The organism is Bacillus sp. S4 (genome assembly GCF_040838205.1).
GTDB classification, from domain to species: Bacteria; Bacillota; Bacilli; order Bacillales; family Bacillaceae_G; genus Bacillus_A; species Bacillus_A cereus_U.
In genome coordinates this window covers 23,828-38,931 of the sequence record NZ_JBFPJI010000004.1, presented here as the reverse complement: position 1 = coordinate 38,931, position 15,104 = coordinate 23,828, and the positions used below count along the sequence as shown (strand labels likewise).

Below are 15,104 nucleotides of genomic sequence, written 5' to 3'. Positions count from 1 at the left end.
ATAGACTTGAAACCTTCTTCATCCTAGTATTTTCCCCGTTATTCTCATCATACTAGAAAACAAGGTCTCCCTCAATATAATTGTCTATTCATGGAGCTCGTTTGTGTAAAATTGAGAAAATAGAAGTAATTACGACTCACCTTCAGCTACACAGGATTTTTCCAAACTTTATAGATCGCTCTCTCTTTTTTAAAGCTCACTTCCGTATGAACTATACAATCTCGATTTTGCGCTAGGAAAAACGAAAGAGCATACGCTATTTTATAATCTGGTGTTTCATATCCATCAAATACTTTCCCGTACATTTCATTCGCGATTGAATCGGCCCATACTTCAGCTTCTCTTATCGTTTCAAAAATAATGTCTTCCCTTTCCCATTTCAAAGTTATATCACCCTTTCCAAACAAAAAGTAGCGCTAGCATACCCTTAATAAGAATATGACTAGCGCTACTTTTATATCATTCTAACTTTCATTTTTTAAAAATTATCTAATGCTTTTTCCATAATGGAAACAGATTTAAAAGGTGGTGTTACTGTTAATGAACCTTTTACAACAGTTTCTCCTTTTTCATCATGAGCAAATACAAGCATATCAATTGTATGTTCCTCCTCTGAAACAGCCACAACTTCAAAGTGGATTTGTAACGTTTCATAATGGTGAACATGTTTCACGAACGTAAGGTCCTTCCTAGTAATATGACTACCTGGACCTGGTAAATATTTCGTAACCGCCGTTGTAATCAGCCCCGTTAGCATAATGCTTGGGACAATCGGCTTTTCATACGGAGTTTGGGATGCGTAATCATGCTGAATATATAATGGATTGGCATCATTCGTTAACCCTAAATACAATAACAAATCTTTATCCTCAATTTTTTCAGTGATAGATAATTTCTCTCCTACTGTAATTTCATCCATTTTACGACCAATTTGAACTTTTTTCTTTAACATGTTACAACCCCCTCCGATTTTTTCACCTTATTATCCTACTAAAAGCGATACCTTATCCGAAATTTACTATGATGAGGGCAATGTATAGTATAAGTCTATAGTTTCATTATAGGATACACCTAATGATAGCGTTTTCATATTATTTCAAAAAAACATTTCAATATATAGTAGAAAAAGATTCGGGGCCCCGAATCTTTTTCCGCTTATATTTAATTATTAAACAAGAACTTTCATAACGTTACGTACAGATTCGACAGAGCGATCTAACGCTTCTTTTTCATCTGCAAGAAGTTCTAATTCAATAATTTTTTCAATTCCGTTACCACCTAGAATTACTGGTACCCCTAAGTAAATGTCACTATAACCATACTCACCTTCAAGGTATGCAATAGCAGGTAATACACGGCGTTGATCTTTCAAGATTGCTTCTGTCATTTCAACTAAAGAAGCTGCTGGCGCGTAATATGCACTACCGTTTCCTAATAAACCTACAATCTCGCCGCCACCTTTACGTGTACGTTCTACAATTGCCTCTAAACGCTCTTTTGGAATTAATGTTTCTAACGGAATGCCACCTGCATAGGAATAGCGTACAAGAGGTACCATATCGTCACCATGTCCACCAAGAACAAATCCTGTAATGTCTTTCACAGAAAGGTTTAACTCTTGTGAAATAAATGTACGGAAACGAGCTGTATCTAATACGCCCGATTGACCGATAACACGCTCTTTCGGGAATCCTGCTTCTTTAAATACAGAATATGTCATTGCATCAACTGGATTTGTTAATACAACAATAATCGCATTTGGTGAATGTTTTGCAATGTCGCGCGTAATACTTTTCATAATTTTAGAGTTTGTTGCTACTAAGTCATCACGGCTCATACCAGGCTTACGCGCAATACCTGCTGTAATAACGACAACGTCAGAATCAGCAGTATCTGCGTAATCAGATGTACCAATAATGTTAGCATCAAAACCTTGTACTGGGCTCGCTTCTAACATATCTAACGCTTTCCCTTTTGTTGGATTTTCCAGCTGTGGAATGTCCACTAATACAACATCTGCAAGTTCTTTTTGTGCTAATAAGAATGCTGTTGTTGCTCCTGTAAATCCTGCACCGATGACTGAAACTTTCTTGCGTTTGATTGTCATAATTTACCCCCCGCTTTAATTATGCGTTTTTGATTATCGCTACATCCATGTTTTTAATAAGTTCATTAGCGAACTCAGAACATTTCACTTCTGTTGCACCTTCCATTAAGCGTGCGAAATCATAAGTTACTACTTTTGATTCAATTGTTTTCTCAACTGAATCAGTTACTAAATTCGCAGCTTCGTTCCATCCTAAGTGCTCTAATAATAATACACCAGAAAGAAGAACAGAAGATGGATTTACTTTATCTAAACCTGCATATTTTGGAGCTGTACCATGTGTAGCTTCAAAGATAGCATGTCCAGTCACATAGTTAATGTTTGCACCAGGTGCAATACCAATTCCACCTACTTGTGCAGCAAGTGCATCCGAGATGTAGTCTCCGTTTAAGTTCATTGTTGCAACAACATCGAACTCACGTGGACGAGTTAAAATTTGTTGTAAGAAGATGTCTGCAATAGAATCTTTTACGATGATTTTCCCAGCCACTTCTGCGTCTGCCATCGCTTTATTCGCTGCATCTTTTCCATCTTTTTCAACAATGCGATCATATTCAGCCCAAGTAAATACTTTGTCGCCGAATTCTTGTTCAGCTACTTCGTAACCCCAGTTTTTGAAAGCACCTTCTGTAAATTTCATAATGTTTCCTTTATGAACTAATGTAACAGAAGAGCGTTTTTCATTAATTGCATATTGAATTGCAGCGCGAACAAGACGCTTTGTCCCTTCCTCTGAAATTGGTTTAATACCAATCCCTGATGTTTCTGGGAAGCGGATTTTATTAACACCCATTGCTTCTTTTAAGAAAGCAAGAACTTTTTCTGCTTCTGGAGAACCTTGTGCATATTCAATTCCAGCGTAAATATCTTCTGTATTTTCACGGAAAATAACCATATCAGTATCTTCCGGACGTTTTACAGGTGAAGGAACACCTTCAAAGTAACGAACTGGACGTAGACATACATATAAATCTAATTCTTGACGAAGCGCAACGTTTAGAGAACGAATACCACCACCAACTGGAGTTGTAAGTGGACCTTTAATTGCGATTAAATATTCACGAATTAAATTTAAAGTCTCTTCTGGTAACCACTCGCCTGTTTGGTTGAATGCTTTTTCCCCTGCAAGCACTTCTTTCCAAACGATTTTCTTCTCACCATCATAAGCTTTTTCAACTGCTGCTTCTATTACGCGAGATGCTGCAGCCCAAATATCAGGACCAATTCCATCTCCTTCGATAAATGGAATAATCGGATTGTTTGGTACATTCATAACACCATTAGTTACAGTAATTTTTTCACCTGTTGTCAATGTGATAACCCCCATGTTTGAAATTTCATATGTATGAAACTGAGGGAATAACCCCTCAGTTCAAACCGTTAGTCAAATTTAAATATTCTAATCATTACATCTTCCCAAAAAAATCAGACTTTTGAAAGCGTATTTTCACTATCAAAATAGTGTTTTTCGCTTATCGTTGCGCTAGCGGAACGTACACTTGATGTGTCGGTCCATCATAATCAGCACGCGGACGGATTAAACGGTTGTTTTCATATTGTTCTAGAATATGAGCTAACCAGCCTGACATACGGCTAATTGCAAAGATAGGTGTAAATAAGTCATGGTCAATTCCTAAACAATGGTATACAGAAGCTGAATAGAAATCAACATTTGGTGGAAGACCTTTTTCTTTTGTTACAATGTCTTCAATTTTGATAGACATATTATACCATTTGTCTTCTCCTAAAAGCACGCATAATCTCTTAGACATTTCGCGTAAGTGTTTCGCGCGTGGATCACCATGCTCATATACGCGATGACCAAATCCCATAATTTTCACTTTATTTTGAAGAGCATTATGAATATATGATTCTACATTTTCTTCTTCGCCAATTTCAGTTAACATCTTCATTACATTTTCATTTGCCCCGCCGTGAAGAGGACCTTTTAATGCACCGATTGCTGCTGTAATACCAGAATACACATCTGAAAGTGTAGCTACGCAAACACGTGCAGTAAATGTAGAAGCGTTTAACTCATGATCGGCATGAAGTACAAGTGCCTTATCAAAAGCCTCAATTTCAACTTCATTTGGCTCACGATCATTTAACATGTACAAGAAGTTTGCAGCTAATGATAGATCTTTTCTTGGCTCAACAACATCTAAACCTTTGCGAATTCTTGCATAAGCCGCAATTAAAGTTCCGACTTGAGCCTGTAATTTAACCGCTTTCAAATAATTAGACTTTCCATCCATTATTTCAGCGCTCTCATCATATAATGATAGCATGGAAATCGCAGTTCGTAAAACCGACATCGGGTGCGCGATTTTTAAATCTACTTGTTTCAAATATGTTAAAATCTCACCTGGAACTTTATAGTATTCTGATACAGTCTCTTTAAATTCCGCTAGTTCTTGTTCGTTAGGAAGCTTGCGGTGCCATAATAAGTACACTACTTCTTCAAACGTAGCATTCTCAGCTAAATCATCAATATTATACCCAACATAAGTTAATGTATCATCAATAATAGAGCTCACAGATGATGTTGTTGCTACTACCCCTTCTAAACCTCGAATAACAGTCATGACATTCTCTCCTTTTCCTGAAAATTCTCCCAACCTTGCTCCTTATATCTATTTGCTCCCCTTATAAATTATGAACGCCCGTTCACTCTTTAGGCAAGCAAAATGCACGATCATGCAAATTTGTTGCGATGTTCCCCTCTTATTATCCATTGCCTACATGGAAAGCATGAGCGTGAATGTCTCCCCGAATCCTCACGCTCAGAACAACAAGTTAGTGAGGAAAATAAATTCCGAAGAGTTTTATGATAAAAACAACATAAAACAATATCATTATAAAATTGTTTTATGTTGTTTTTATTTTATCTGGTGTAAAGTCTCTGCTGTTATGTAACTTTTCAAAGTTTCTAATTCTATTATAAACAATTATCTGACTTTTGTGAACAGGAAGAATTCAAAATTTTTATATTACTATAAAATTCCTTATTTAAACATCTGTATAATACTCATAACTGCATAGGCAATTCCAGCCCCAATTAATGGACCTACAGCAACTCCATTAAATAAAGCTACAGCTATAATTGTCCCAAAAACAAGTGCGGTTGTAATATGAGGATCAGTCGTTAATAATTGCACCCCACCTTTCGCCAATAAAGCAACCGCTACTCCTGAAGCTAAAGCAATCCATGCATAGTATGATTTCGCCGCTTCTCCAAGCTGTTTAAACCCTATTTCCCCCGTCGCAATTGGGACAAGCACCGCAATTGTAATAACCGTCACACCGAGGTTAATTCCTTTCGTTTGTAAATAAGGAAAGACTTTATCGCCTAAAAACGTAAACTTCAATAAAAATAACACTCCAACAGCTACAGTAAGCGATTGGTTTTTAGCAATAAGTCCTATAATAAGTAGTATGAATAAAAATAACGTTGACTGACTAATCATGATTGCACTTCCTTTCTGAAAATAATGAACTTGTTTCCAAACAAAAATACCCTTAAACCTATCGTTATACATGCTATACCGATGCATATTTGACAATTATATAAAGAAAAAAATTGATTTTCATATACATTCCAAAATTACAAACAAGACTTTAACCAGAAAAAAATAAAGCATGCATATACATTTAAAAGCGGATGTCTCTCCTTTCTTTTATAATAAGAAACAGGTAAAATAAAAAAGAGAGAAAATGAAGTTTTTACCATATAGTAGAAGCGTCACCAACAAGCTTCTGTAGTCATTAATCCGCTGCAAAAGCAGGCTAAATCCATCATTCCACTATAACATAAAGTGCAACTTTGATCAGTGAATCTCACTAGTTATAAGTTGAACGAATTAGGATAATCCAAATTGGAATGGGAGGTATACATCTTTGAACCGAAACTTACTATATATGATATTACGACTCATATTTGTCATTGCAGCAACGGTAGTTGGGTTCTATGCATTGCTGCACATGTCAGGCCTGATCTACCCTTTTATTATCGCTTTTGCATTCGCTTATTTGATTAATCCTGTCGTCAATTTCCTTAATCAAAAACTACAATTCCCTCGCGCATTAGCGGTACTCGTTAGCTTAATTCTCGTATTCGGAGCTATCGTCGGACTCGTTACATACCTTGTAACTGAAGCAATATCTGCCACAACATACTTACTACAAATTGTCACAGTGAAGTTTCCAGATATCGTTGCATTCGCCCAAGAATTTGCACTTAATCATATTATGCCTCTCTATGATGATTTAATTTCTAAATTTAATCATCTTGGAGAACCACAGCGATACACTATTACACAAAACATTCAAAACTTAGGCACCGGAGCAACGACACAAATGAAAGAACTTTTAACCGCCATTATAAGCGGATTAACAAATTTCATTAGTGCATTACCAACAACTTTAACTGTCCTTGTATTCGTCTTATTAGCCACCTTCTTCATTAGTTACGATTGGCACCGTCTTGCTCATAAAGTAAGAAAACTTCTACCTAATCGTGTACACGGATACGGAAAAACTATTTTTGTCGATTTAAGAAAAGCTTTGTTTGGTTTTGTTAAAGCGCAACTTACACTCGTATCTATGACAACTATCATTGTACTAATCGGCCTTTTAATATTACGCGTGCCATACGCAATTACTATCGCGATTATTACAGGGGTTGTAGATTTACTCCCGTATTTAGGAACTGGAGCCGTCTTCGTTCCTTGGGTTATATACGTATTTTTCACAGGTGATACTGCATTCGCCATCGGTCTTCTCATCCTATACATCGTCGTGATTGTCCAAAGACAAATCATGGAGCCAAAAGTACTTTCATCTAATATTGGACTCGATCCATTAGCGACACTCATCGCTCTATTTGTCGGCTTTAAGCTCTTTGGTTTTTTAGGATTAATCATCGGTCCAGTCATATTAGTACTACTTAATACATTACACAAAGCTCATGTATTCCACGATTTATGGAAATTCATTAAAGGCTCACCATCAAAATAATGTTTTCTAACTCATACACAACAAAAAATCAACTGTAATCAGTGGGAAATTCCCACTGATTATTCACTGTACTTTTTGCACTACTACATTTAAAAGGGGATTTCCTAAAAAAGGATAATTCTCTTATTTTTTTGCATAAAAACGCATATTTCAGGCCGGGAATACATTTTTATTCTATTTATTCTATAATTATTACTTACATTTATTACTTTTTATGTAAATGAATAAATATACAAAACAAGGCAGGTGAACCCTTTAATCAGTAATTTTTCTTCTCCTATCTAACTTCTGCTCACTAGTCGAATCTTACTACATGCAAGAACATCACCCTAATGTAACACTTTTCATTCACAAGAACCCTCTGTATCCTATCGTTTAATAACTAACAATAATCCACCCCCAACAAGAAGCTAACAATTGACTATAAATAGCAAACAAAAAAAATAACGCGTAGATCGCTATAATCTACGCGTTATTTCTGAACAATAATAGTAGTTCTCTTTCTAAATTTCCAATCAATCCACTTCATAACAACCGGCTTCAATAAAGCCCTCGTTACAGGAACAACAAAGATAAAACCTATTATATCCGTCACATATCCAGGCAGTACTAAAAGAATACCTCCTACGAATATAAAAATACCATCTAGAACCGTATCACCGGGCATTTCTCCTCTATTTAACCTAAATTGAATCTCTCTAAGCACTTTAAACCCTTGTCGTTTCGCCAAATATACACCAACAATACCCGTAAATACAATCATAGCGAACGTAGACCATAAACCTATTACATGACTCGATCCTATCAATACCGCAATCTCGATCGCCGGTATTACAATAAGTAAGAATAGTAACCACTTCACAGCTCCACACTCCTTCATATTTCATTCAAAAGGTGAAAGCATCACTTTCCACCATCCACCTTACAAAACCCCTTATGAGCCTCTTAAAACGCTCATACAAGCTTTACAAAGGACGAATAACCCTCTTCTACTAAACATTATAATAAACGTTTTTCAAAGCGATTTCAGGCATTTAAAGCTAGCTCTATACTTTTTTGTGTAAAAAAAAGAGAAGGACTCCGATCCTTCTCTCCATATTACTTCTTATAGCACTTCCGCATGTCCATTATAAACAATTCCGCGCGCTGCATCAACTGTTACTTCTTGGCCACTTTTTAAAGTTGTTGTTACGCCGTTTACACCAACGATAACAGGAATACCGATTGATACACCTACAACAGCTGCATGGCTTGTTAGACCGCCTTCTTCTACAACTAGAGCTGCAGCTTTTTCAATTGCAGGAATCATATCTTTATCAGTGCTTGTTGTAACAAGGATATCACCTTTGTTTACGTTCGCTACAGCTTCAGCAGCTGTTTTCGCTACAACTACTTTACCTTTTGCAGCTTTACGACCGATTCCTTGTCCTTTAGCAACTTCTTCACCAACAACGTGGATTTTCATTAAGTTTGTTGTACCAGTTTCAGCAACTGGAACACCAGCAGTGATTACTACAGTATCTCCAAGTCCGATTAGACCCGCATCCATACCTGTTTGAATTGCTGTATCTAACATTTCGTCAGTAGAAGCTGCACGTTTTCCAGCCATAAATGCTTGAACACCCCAAACAAGTGCAAGACGACGTCCTACTTGCTCGTCAGATGTTACAGCTACGATTGGAGATTTCGGACGGTATTTAGAGATCATTTTCGCAGTATGTCCACTTTCTGTTGGAGCTACGATTGCAGCTACATCAAGAGCAAGTGCTGTATGCGCAACAGATTGGCTAATTGCATCTGTAATTGTTGGAGTGAACTCTTTAATACGTTTTTTGAACATATCTTCATATTGTAATGATTTTTCAACACGTACCGCAATGTTAGCCATCATTGTTACAGCTTCTACAGGGTATTGACCCGCAGCAGTTTCACCTGAAAGCATGATTGCATCTGTTCCATCGAAGATTGCGTTTGCTACGTCACTTGCTTCCGCACGAGTTGGACGTGGGTTACGTTGCATAGAATCTAACATTTGTGTTGCAGTAATAACTGGTTTGCCTAATACGTTACATTTTTTGATTAGACGTTTTTGTACTAATGGTACTTCTTCTGGCGGAATTTCTACACCCATATCACCACGAGCAACCATTAAACCGTCAGAAACTTCTAAGATTGAATCGATGTTGTCGATACCTTCTTGGTTTTCGATTTTTGGTACGATTTGGATGTATTGAGCGTTATGCCCTTCTAATAATTCACGAATTTCTAATACGTCAGATGCTTTACGTACGAAAGATGCTGCGATGAAATCAACTTTTTGCTCGATACCGAAAACGATATCTTGTACGTCTTTTTCAGTGATACCAGGAAGCTTAATGCTTACGTTTGGTACGTTAACACCTTTTTTATTTTTTACAGTTCCGCTGTTTAATACTTTTGTACGGATGTCTCCGTCAGCTTTCTCGATTACTTCTAGTTCGATAAGACCGTCATCGATTAGAATACGAGAACCCGGGTCAACATCATCATAAAGACCAGCATAAGATACAGAGAACTTCTCTGCAGTTCCTAATACTTGTTCAGTAGAAAGAATTACTTCTGCACCTGTTACAAGCTCAGCTTGTCCGTCTACGAAGTCATGTGTACGGATTTCTGGACCTTTTGTATCAAGTAAGATACCAACTGTTTTACCAGTTTTCTTTGAAGCTTCACGAATATTTTTAATACGAGCTCCATGCTCTTCATGGCTACCATGAGAGAAGTTTAAACGAGCAACGTTCATACCCGCTTCCATTAATTGCTCTAATTTCTCAATACTTTCACTAGCAGGACCTATAGTACATACAATTTTAGTTTTACGCATATTGCACCTCCGAAAATTATGAAACCGTTCCCAAATACAAGGCATTAAGCCAATTAGATAGATAATTCTTTAGATAATTGATACATATCTTTATCGATTGTATGCTTTTGAGCTAACGCTTCGATAATGTCATGATCAACAAGTTTATTATTTTGAATACCAACACAACGTCCGCCATTACCAGCAATTAATAATTCAACTGCTCTTGCGCCAAGACGACTAGCTAATACACGGTCTTGTGCACTTGGTGATCCACCACGTTGCACGTGACCTAATACAGTTACACGAGTATCAAAGCTTGTTGCTTCTTCAATGTGCTTACCGATGTCAATTGCACTTCCAACACCTTCAGCTACAACGATAATACTGTGCTTTTTGCCACGTTCACTACCGCGTTTCAGACGAGCGATAACATCTTCCATGTCATACTTTTCTTCTGGAATTAAGATAGTTTCTGCACCATCAGCTAAACCAGCCCATAATGCGATATCTCCAGCGTGACGTCCCATTACTTCGATAACATATGTACGTTCATGAGATGTAGCTGTATCACGGATTTTATCAATTGCATCAATAACAGTATTTAAAGCTGTATCGAAACCAATTGTGAAGTCTGTTCCAGGGATATCATTGTCGATTGTACCTGGTACACCTACACATGGGAATCCTTGCTCAGTTAATTTTTTTGCGCCTTGGTAAGAACCATCTCCACCAATAACAACAAGTCCTTCAATACCATGTTTCTTTAATTGCTCGATTCCTTTTAGTCGTACTTCTGGGTCTTTAAACTCAGGACATCTTGCTGTATATAATTTTGTACCACCGCGGTGGATAATATCGCCAACAGAACCAAGTTCTAATTTTTCAATATGACCAGAAATTAAACCAGCGTATCCATGGTAAATACCATATACTTCAATATCATGGAAAATCGCTTTACGAACAACTGCACGAATGGCAGCATTCATACCAGGTGAATCTCCACCACTCGTTAATACACCAATACGTTTCATTTGTACTCACCTCATAAAGATTATTTGCCTTATAATAAAATAACACGAAAAAATACAAAAACACAATGGAGAAGATGTGTCTTTTCATAATAAAAACGTGCATTCGCGAAGAGGAACGCACGCTTTTCTTATTTTATCCCAATGGAAGCGTTTGAAAACGAAACTTGCCCAATTTTCATATATTTTTCATAACGTTTTTCGATTAATTCATCTTTCGAAATTCCGCTTAATTGCTCAAAAGTTTTCTTAAGCATTAAATCTATATTTTCTGATTGTTTCAAAATATTACGATGCGCTCCGCCTTTTGCCTCTGGAATAATTTCGTCAATTACACCTAATTCTTTCAAATCTAATGCTGTGATTTTCATCGCTTCTGCAGCTTCTTTTGCTTTACCAGCATCTTTCCAAAGAATCGCCGCCGCACCCTCTGGTGTAATAACAGAATAAGTGGAATTTTCTAGCATATGAATGTAATCTCCTACTCCAAGACCTAACGCACCACCGCTACCACCTTCACCGATAACAATGCAAATAACAGGTACAGTTAAACCCGCCATTTCAAATAAATTACGGGCAATTGCCTCACTTTGTCCACGTTCTTCAGCTGCTTTACCAGGATAAGCTCCCTTCGTATCGATGAAACAAATAATGGGACGATTAAACTTTTCCGCTTGTTTCATTAGACGCAGTGCTTTTCGATATCCTTCTGGATGAGGCATCCCAAAATTACGACGAATATTTTCTTTCGTATCTTTTCCGCGTTGGTGCCCAATTACAGTTACAGGCATCCCCTTATATTTCGCAATGCCGCCGACAATCGCTGCATCGTCGCCAAATAGGCGATCTCCATGACATTCAAAAAAATTAGTAAATAAGTGCTCAATATAATCGAGCGTTGTCGGTCGTTCTGCATGACGAGCAATTTGAACACGGTCCCATACTTTCATATTGCCGTATATATCTTCCTCTAGTTTTTCTAGCTTGTCTTCCAAAATACGAATCTCCTCACTGAAGTCCATCTGGCTGTTTTTCGTATAGTCTTTCAGTTCACGAATCTTATTTCTTAGCTCAACAACTGGTTTCTCAAATTCTAGCTCTGCCATACAGCCATTTCCCCTCCTTGATGAACTTCTAAAATCTTACGGAGTGATTCTCTCATATCATCACGATGCACCACCGCATCTAATTGACCGTGCTCTAGTAAAAATTCTGCCGTTTGGAAATCTTCTGGCAGTTTCTCACGCACTGTTTGTTCAATTACGCGTCTACCAGCAAATCCGATAAGTGCACCTGGCTCTGCAAGATTGTAATCACCAAGTGAAGCGAAACTCGCTGAAACCCCGCCCGTCGTCGGGTGAGTCATAACAGAAATAAATAACCCTCCTGCATTACTATGCTTTTTCAAAGCTACGCTTGTTTTCGCCATTTGCATTAAACTTAATATCCCTTCTTGCATACGGGCACCACCCGACGCAGTAAAGATAATAAATGGAACTTGTAAGTCGTATGCCTTTTCAACCGCACGAGCAATTTTTTCTCCTACAACAGAGCCCATGCTGCCCATTCGAAAACGAGAATCCATTACTGCAACAACAACAAGCATGTCATCAATTGTTCCTTCACCAGTTACAACCGCTTCATACAATTCAGTCTTCTTACGATCGTTTTCTAGTTTCTCTTCATATCCCGGAAACTCAAGTGGATTTAGTGAAACCATCTCTTTGTCATACTCACGAAATGAACCTTCGTCCAATATACTATCAAGGCGTTCCCATGCATTCATCGGATGATGATATCCACAATTCACGCATACTTTTAAATTTTTAAGAAGCTCTTTCGTATACATGATTTTTTTACATTTCGGACATTTTGTCATAACGCCATCTGGTACATCTTTTCGTATTTGTTCTGAAGGTATTGCAGCGTACTTTTTCTTTTTCACGAATAAATCTCTTAGCACAATTTGACCCCCTTCGTTGAGAGCTAAGGTTAGCGTAAGAAGAAAATGGGGCTAACACCAATGTTTGATGTTAGCCTTATCTTCTCAATCTGTCTAATAACCTCTCTCTTTACGTTTAACTTTAACCGCTATGCGGTAGAATGTTTGTCATAACGTGTCATGGTCATTTCGACAAATTTTATACATTACGAGTGAAACTGTATATTCTCTACTAATTCATCGTAAATTTTTAACGCATCATTTTCTTGTTTCACTTCCAAAGTAGCATAAAGCTTTCTATAGATTTCGATAGAATCTCCTGAAACTTCACAAGAAAGAGTTGCAACGTAATCATTTACGATCATCCAAATGCGATAGAGTAAATAATTATCGAATTGTTCGATAAGTGTTTTAAAGAACGTTTGATGAAGCACCGGAATTGAGCTTTCATTTTCTTCAAGCACTTGGTGTAATTTACTTAGTACTCCAGAAAACGTTTCTTTCGGTAAATTACATACAAGTCGAATCATATCTTTCTCAAGCAAACGTTTTGTTTGTAATAAATCACGAATTGTTTTCTCATCTTGCAGTAGAAACGGAGCAATTAATTGTACAAGACCGTTATCGTAAAAGTTTCGAATAAACGTCCCCTCACCACGTCTCGTTTCAATTAATCCTACCAGTTCTAAAGCACGTAATGCTTCTCTTACAGAGGAACGTCCAACATTTAAGCGTGAACTTAACTCACGCTCAGATGGCAAACGATCTCCTGCTACTAAACAATCCTCTTCCATAATGGAACGGATTTTTTTTACAATTTCGAGATATACTTTTGTATTTGATGATGTCAATGGAAATTCCTCGCTTATTCTTTACCAATCAGCGCTAATCGTTTTGTTTTCTCAGCGACTTCATTTGGATCTACTTGACGGCGAGCCACTCCTGTCTCCATTGCTGCTTTCGCAACGTAAGCCGCTACTTGAGGCGCTACACGCGCGTCAAATGGCGCTGGAATGATATGGTCTGCATTCAACTCATCCTCTGATACAAGCTCTGCAATGGCTTGTACAGCTGCCATCTTCATTTCTTCATTAATTTGTGTCGCATGTACATCAAGTGCACCGCGGAAAATACCTGGGAACGCTAGTACATTATTTACTTGGTTCGGGAAGTCAGAACGACCTGTTCCAACAACAGCTGCGCCCGCTGCTTTTGCCAATTCTGGCATAATTTCTGGAACCGGATTCGCCATTGCAAAAATAATTGCATCGTCATTCATTGTACGAACCATCTCTTCATTTAATGCACCTGCTGCAGATACACCAATGAATACGTCCGCACCTTGTAAAACGTCAGCTAAAGAACCTTCGATACGATTCTTATTTGTATATTTTGCAACTTCATCCTTCACCGGATTCATACCGACAGGACGACCTTCATAGATTGCACCTTTACGGTCACACATAATAACGTCACGTACACCATAGCGATATAAAAGTTTAATGATTGCAATACCTGCTGCACCTGCACCATTTGCGACAACTTTAATGTCGGACATTTTCTTTCCAACTAACTTCAGCGCGTTCACAAGACCTGCTACTGTTACGATAGCTGTTCCGTGTTGATCATCATGGAATATCGGAATGTTTGTCTCTTTTTTCAAACGTTCTTCAATAACGAAGCAGTTTGGTGCTGCGATATCTTCTAAGTTTACACCGCCAAAAGTTGGCTCCATTAATTTTACAGTTTCAACAATTTTATCTACATCGTTTGTATTTAAGGCAATCGGGAATGCATCTACGCCAGCAAAGCTCTTGAATAATACAGCTTTACCTTCCATTACTGGAAGAGATGCTTCAGGTCCAATGTTACCAAGACCAAGTACAGCCGTTCCATCTGTCACAACTGCTACCATATTTCCCTTCATTGTATATTCATATACCTTACTTTTATCGTCATAAATTTCTTTACAAGGCTCTGCAACCCCTGGAGAATATGCAAGACTTAAATCTTTTGCATTTTCTACTTTTACTTTTGATACAGTTTCTAATTTTCCTTGATGCACTTTATGCATATGAAGTGCTTCTTCACGAAGTGTTGACAAACTATCCACTCTCCTCAAATTATTCTGGCTGATATCAACTTCTCCAAGTGGTCTGACCA

Annotated in this window: 14 protein-coding genes; 1 reads left to right on the top strand and 13 read right to left on the bottom strand. The window is 37.7% G+C overall.

Features of this window, described 5'->3' with window-relative positions; all coding sequences use genetic code 11:
- Positions 1-146: 146 nt before the first annotated feature.
- The 6 genes from AB3X48_RS01170 to AB3X48_RS01145 all read right to left on the bottom strand — a co-directional run bounded on the left by AB3X48_RS01170 (position 147) and on the right by AB3X48_RS01145 (position 5,577).
- A complete protein-coding gene (locus tag AB3X48_RS01170) occupies positions 147-383 on the bottom strand; it encodes a hypothetical protein (RefSeq protein ID WP_002112196.1) in 237 nt (78 codons plus the stop codon).
- Between the two features lie 95 nt (positions 384-478).
- Entirely contained in the window at positions 479-952 is a 474-nt protein-coding gene (locus AB3X48_RS01165) for a MaoC family dehydratase (protein WP_016106325.1), read from the bottom strand.
- Between the two features lie 216 nt (positions 953-1,168).
- The gene (gene mdh / locus AB3X48_RS01160) at positions 1,169-2,107 is read right to left on the bottom strand and encodes a malate dehydrogenase (protein ID WP_002160261.1); all 939 of its coding nucleotides are present in this window, start codon (positions 2,105-2,107) and stop codon (positions 1,169-1,171) included.
- A 19-nt stretch (positions 2,108-2,126) separates the two neighbouring features.
- Positions 2,127-3,419, bottom strand: a complete 1,293-nt coding sequence (gene icd / locus AB3X48_RS01155; protein ID WP_002088934.1) for an NADP-dependent isocitrate dehydrogenase — start codon at positions 3,417-3,419, stop codon at positions 2,127-2,129.
- 160 nt (positions 3,420-3,579) lie between these two features.
- Positions 3,580-4,728 carry a citrate synthase gene (citZ, locus tag AB3X48_RS01150; protein WP_002145429.1) on the bottom strand — a complete coding sequence of 383 codons (1,149 nt, stop codon included), beginning with the start codon at positions 4,726-4,728 and terminating at the stop codon, positions 3,580-3,582.
- Between the two features lie 387 nt (positions 4,729-5,115).
- On the bottom strand, positions 5,116-5,577 hold the full coding sequence (locus tag AB3X48_RS01145; RefSeq protein ID WP_002112200.1) for a DUF441 domain-containing protein: 462 nt from the start codon (positions 5,575-5,577) through the stop codon (positions 5,116-5,118).
- Between the two features lie 430 nt (positions 5,578-6,007).
- Between AB3X48_RS01145 and ytvI the strand changes: the two genes are divergently transcribed.
- Complete coding sequence (gene ytvI / locus AB3X48_RS01140) at positions 6,008-7,126, top strand: sporulation integral membrane protein YtvI (protein WP_002160259.1); 1,119 nt, start codon at positions 6,008-6,010, stop codon at positions 7,124-7,126.
- Between the two features lie 472 nt (positions 7,127-7,598).
- Here ytvI and AB3X48_RS01135 read toward each other — a convergent pair whose 3' ends face one another.
- The 7 genes from AB3X48_RS01135 to ystJ form a co-directional block, all read right to left on the bottom strand.
- Positions 7,599-7,988: an FxsA family protein gene (locus tag AB3X48_RS01135; protein ID WP_002160258.1), complete on the bottom strand. Its 390-nt coding sequence runs from the start codon at positions 7,986-7,988 to the stop codon at positions 7,599-7,601.
- A 243-nt stretch (positions 7,989-8,231) separates the two neighbouring features.
- Entirely contained in the window at positions 8,232-9,989 is a 1,758-nt protein-coding gene (gene pyk / locus AB3X48_RS01130) for a pyruvate kinase (protein ID WP_002160257.1), read from the bottom strand.
- Between the two features lie 53 nt (positions 9,990-10,042).
- Positions 10,043-11,002, bottom strand: coding sequence for a 6-phosphofructokinase (pfkA, locus tag AB3X48_RS01125; protein ID WP_002034288.1), 960 nt, complete (start codon positions 11,000-11,002; stop codon positions 10,043-10,045).
- A gap of 128 nt (positions 11,003-11,130) precedes the next feature.
- A complete protein-coding gene (gene accA / locus AB3X48_RS01120) occupies positions 11,131-12,105 on the bottom strand; it encodes an acetyl-CoA carboxylase carboxyl transferase subunit alpha (RefSeq protein WP_000818786.1) in 975 nt (324 codons plus the stop codon).
- Positions 12,093-12,962 (bottom strand): acetyl-CoA carboxylase, carboxyltransferase subunit beta, encoded by an 870-nt coding sequence (accD, locus tag AB3X48_RS01115; protein ID WP_002160256.1) that lies wholly within the window; start codon positions 12,960-12,962, stop codon positions 12,093-12,095. The genes accA and accD overlap by 13 nt, the downstream gene beginning before the upstream one ends.
- 185 nt (positions 12,963-13,147) lie before the next feature.
- Positions 13,148-13,792 (bottom strand): FadR/GntR family transcriptional regulator, encoded by a 645-nt coding sequence (locus tag AB3X48_RS01110; RefSeq protein WP_002112207.1) that lies wholly within the window; start codon positions 13,790-13,792, stop codon positions 13,148-13,150.
- Between the two features lie 14 nt (positions 13,793-13,806).
- The gene (ystJ, locus tag AB3X48_RS01105; RefSeq protein ID WP_165497510.1) at positions 13,807-15,015 is read right to left on the bottom strand and encodes an NADP-dependent malic enzyme; all 1,209 of its coding nucleotides are present in this window, start codon (positions 15,013-15,015) and stop codon (positions 13,807-13,809) included.
- Between the last annotated feature and the right edge of the window lie 89 nt (positions 15,016-15,104).

Excerpts from the sequence above, each read along its gene's own strand:
- AB3X48_RS01165 (WP_016106325.1), bottom strand. The coding sequence starts at position 952 with ATGTTAAAGAAAAAAGTTCAAATTGGTCGTAAAATGGATGAAATTACA.
- mdh (WP_002160261.1), bottom strand. The coding sequence starts at position 2,107 with ATGACAATCAAACGCAAGAAAGTTTCAGTCATCGGTGCAGGATTTACA.
- AB3X48_RS01145 (WP_002112200.1), bottom strand. The coding sequence starts at position 5,577 with ATGATTAGTCAGTCAACGTTATTTTTATTCATACTACTTATTATAGGA.
- pyk (WP_002160257.1), bottom strand. The coding sequence starts at position 9,989 with ATGCGTAAAACTAAAATTGTATGTACTATAGGTCCTGCTAGTGAAAGT.
- pfkA (WP_002034288.1), bottom strand. The coding sequence starts at position 11,002 with ATGAAACGTATTGGTGTATTAACGAGTGGTGGAGATTCACCTGGTATG.
- accA (WP_000818786.1), bottom strand. The coding sequence starts at position 12,105 with ATGGCAGAGCTAGAATTTGAGAAACCAGTTGTTGAGCTAAGAAATAAG.
- ystJ (WP_165497510.1), bottom strand. The coding sequence starts at position 15,015 with ATGCATAAAGTGCATCAAGGAAAATTAGAAACTGTATCAAAAGTAAAA.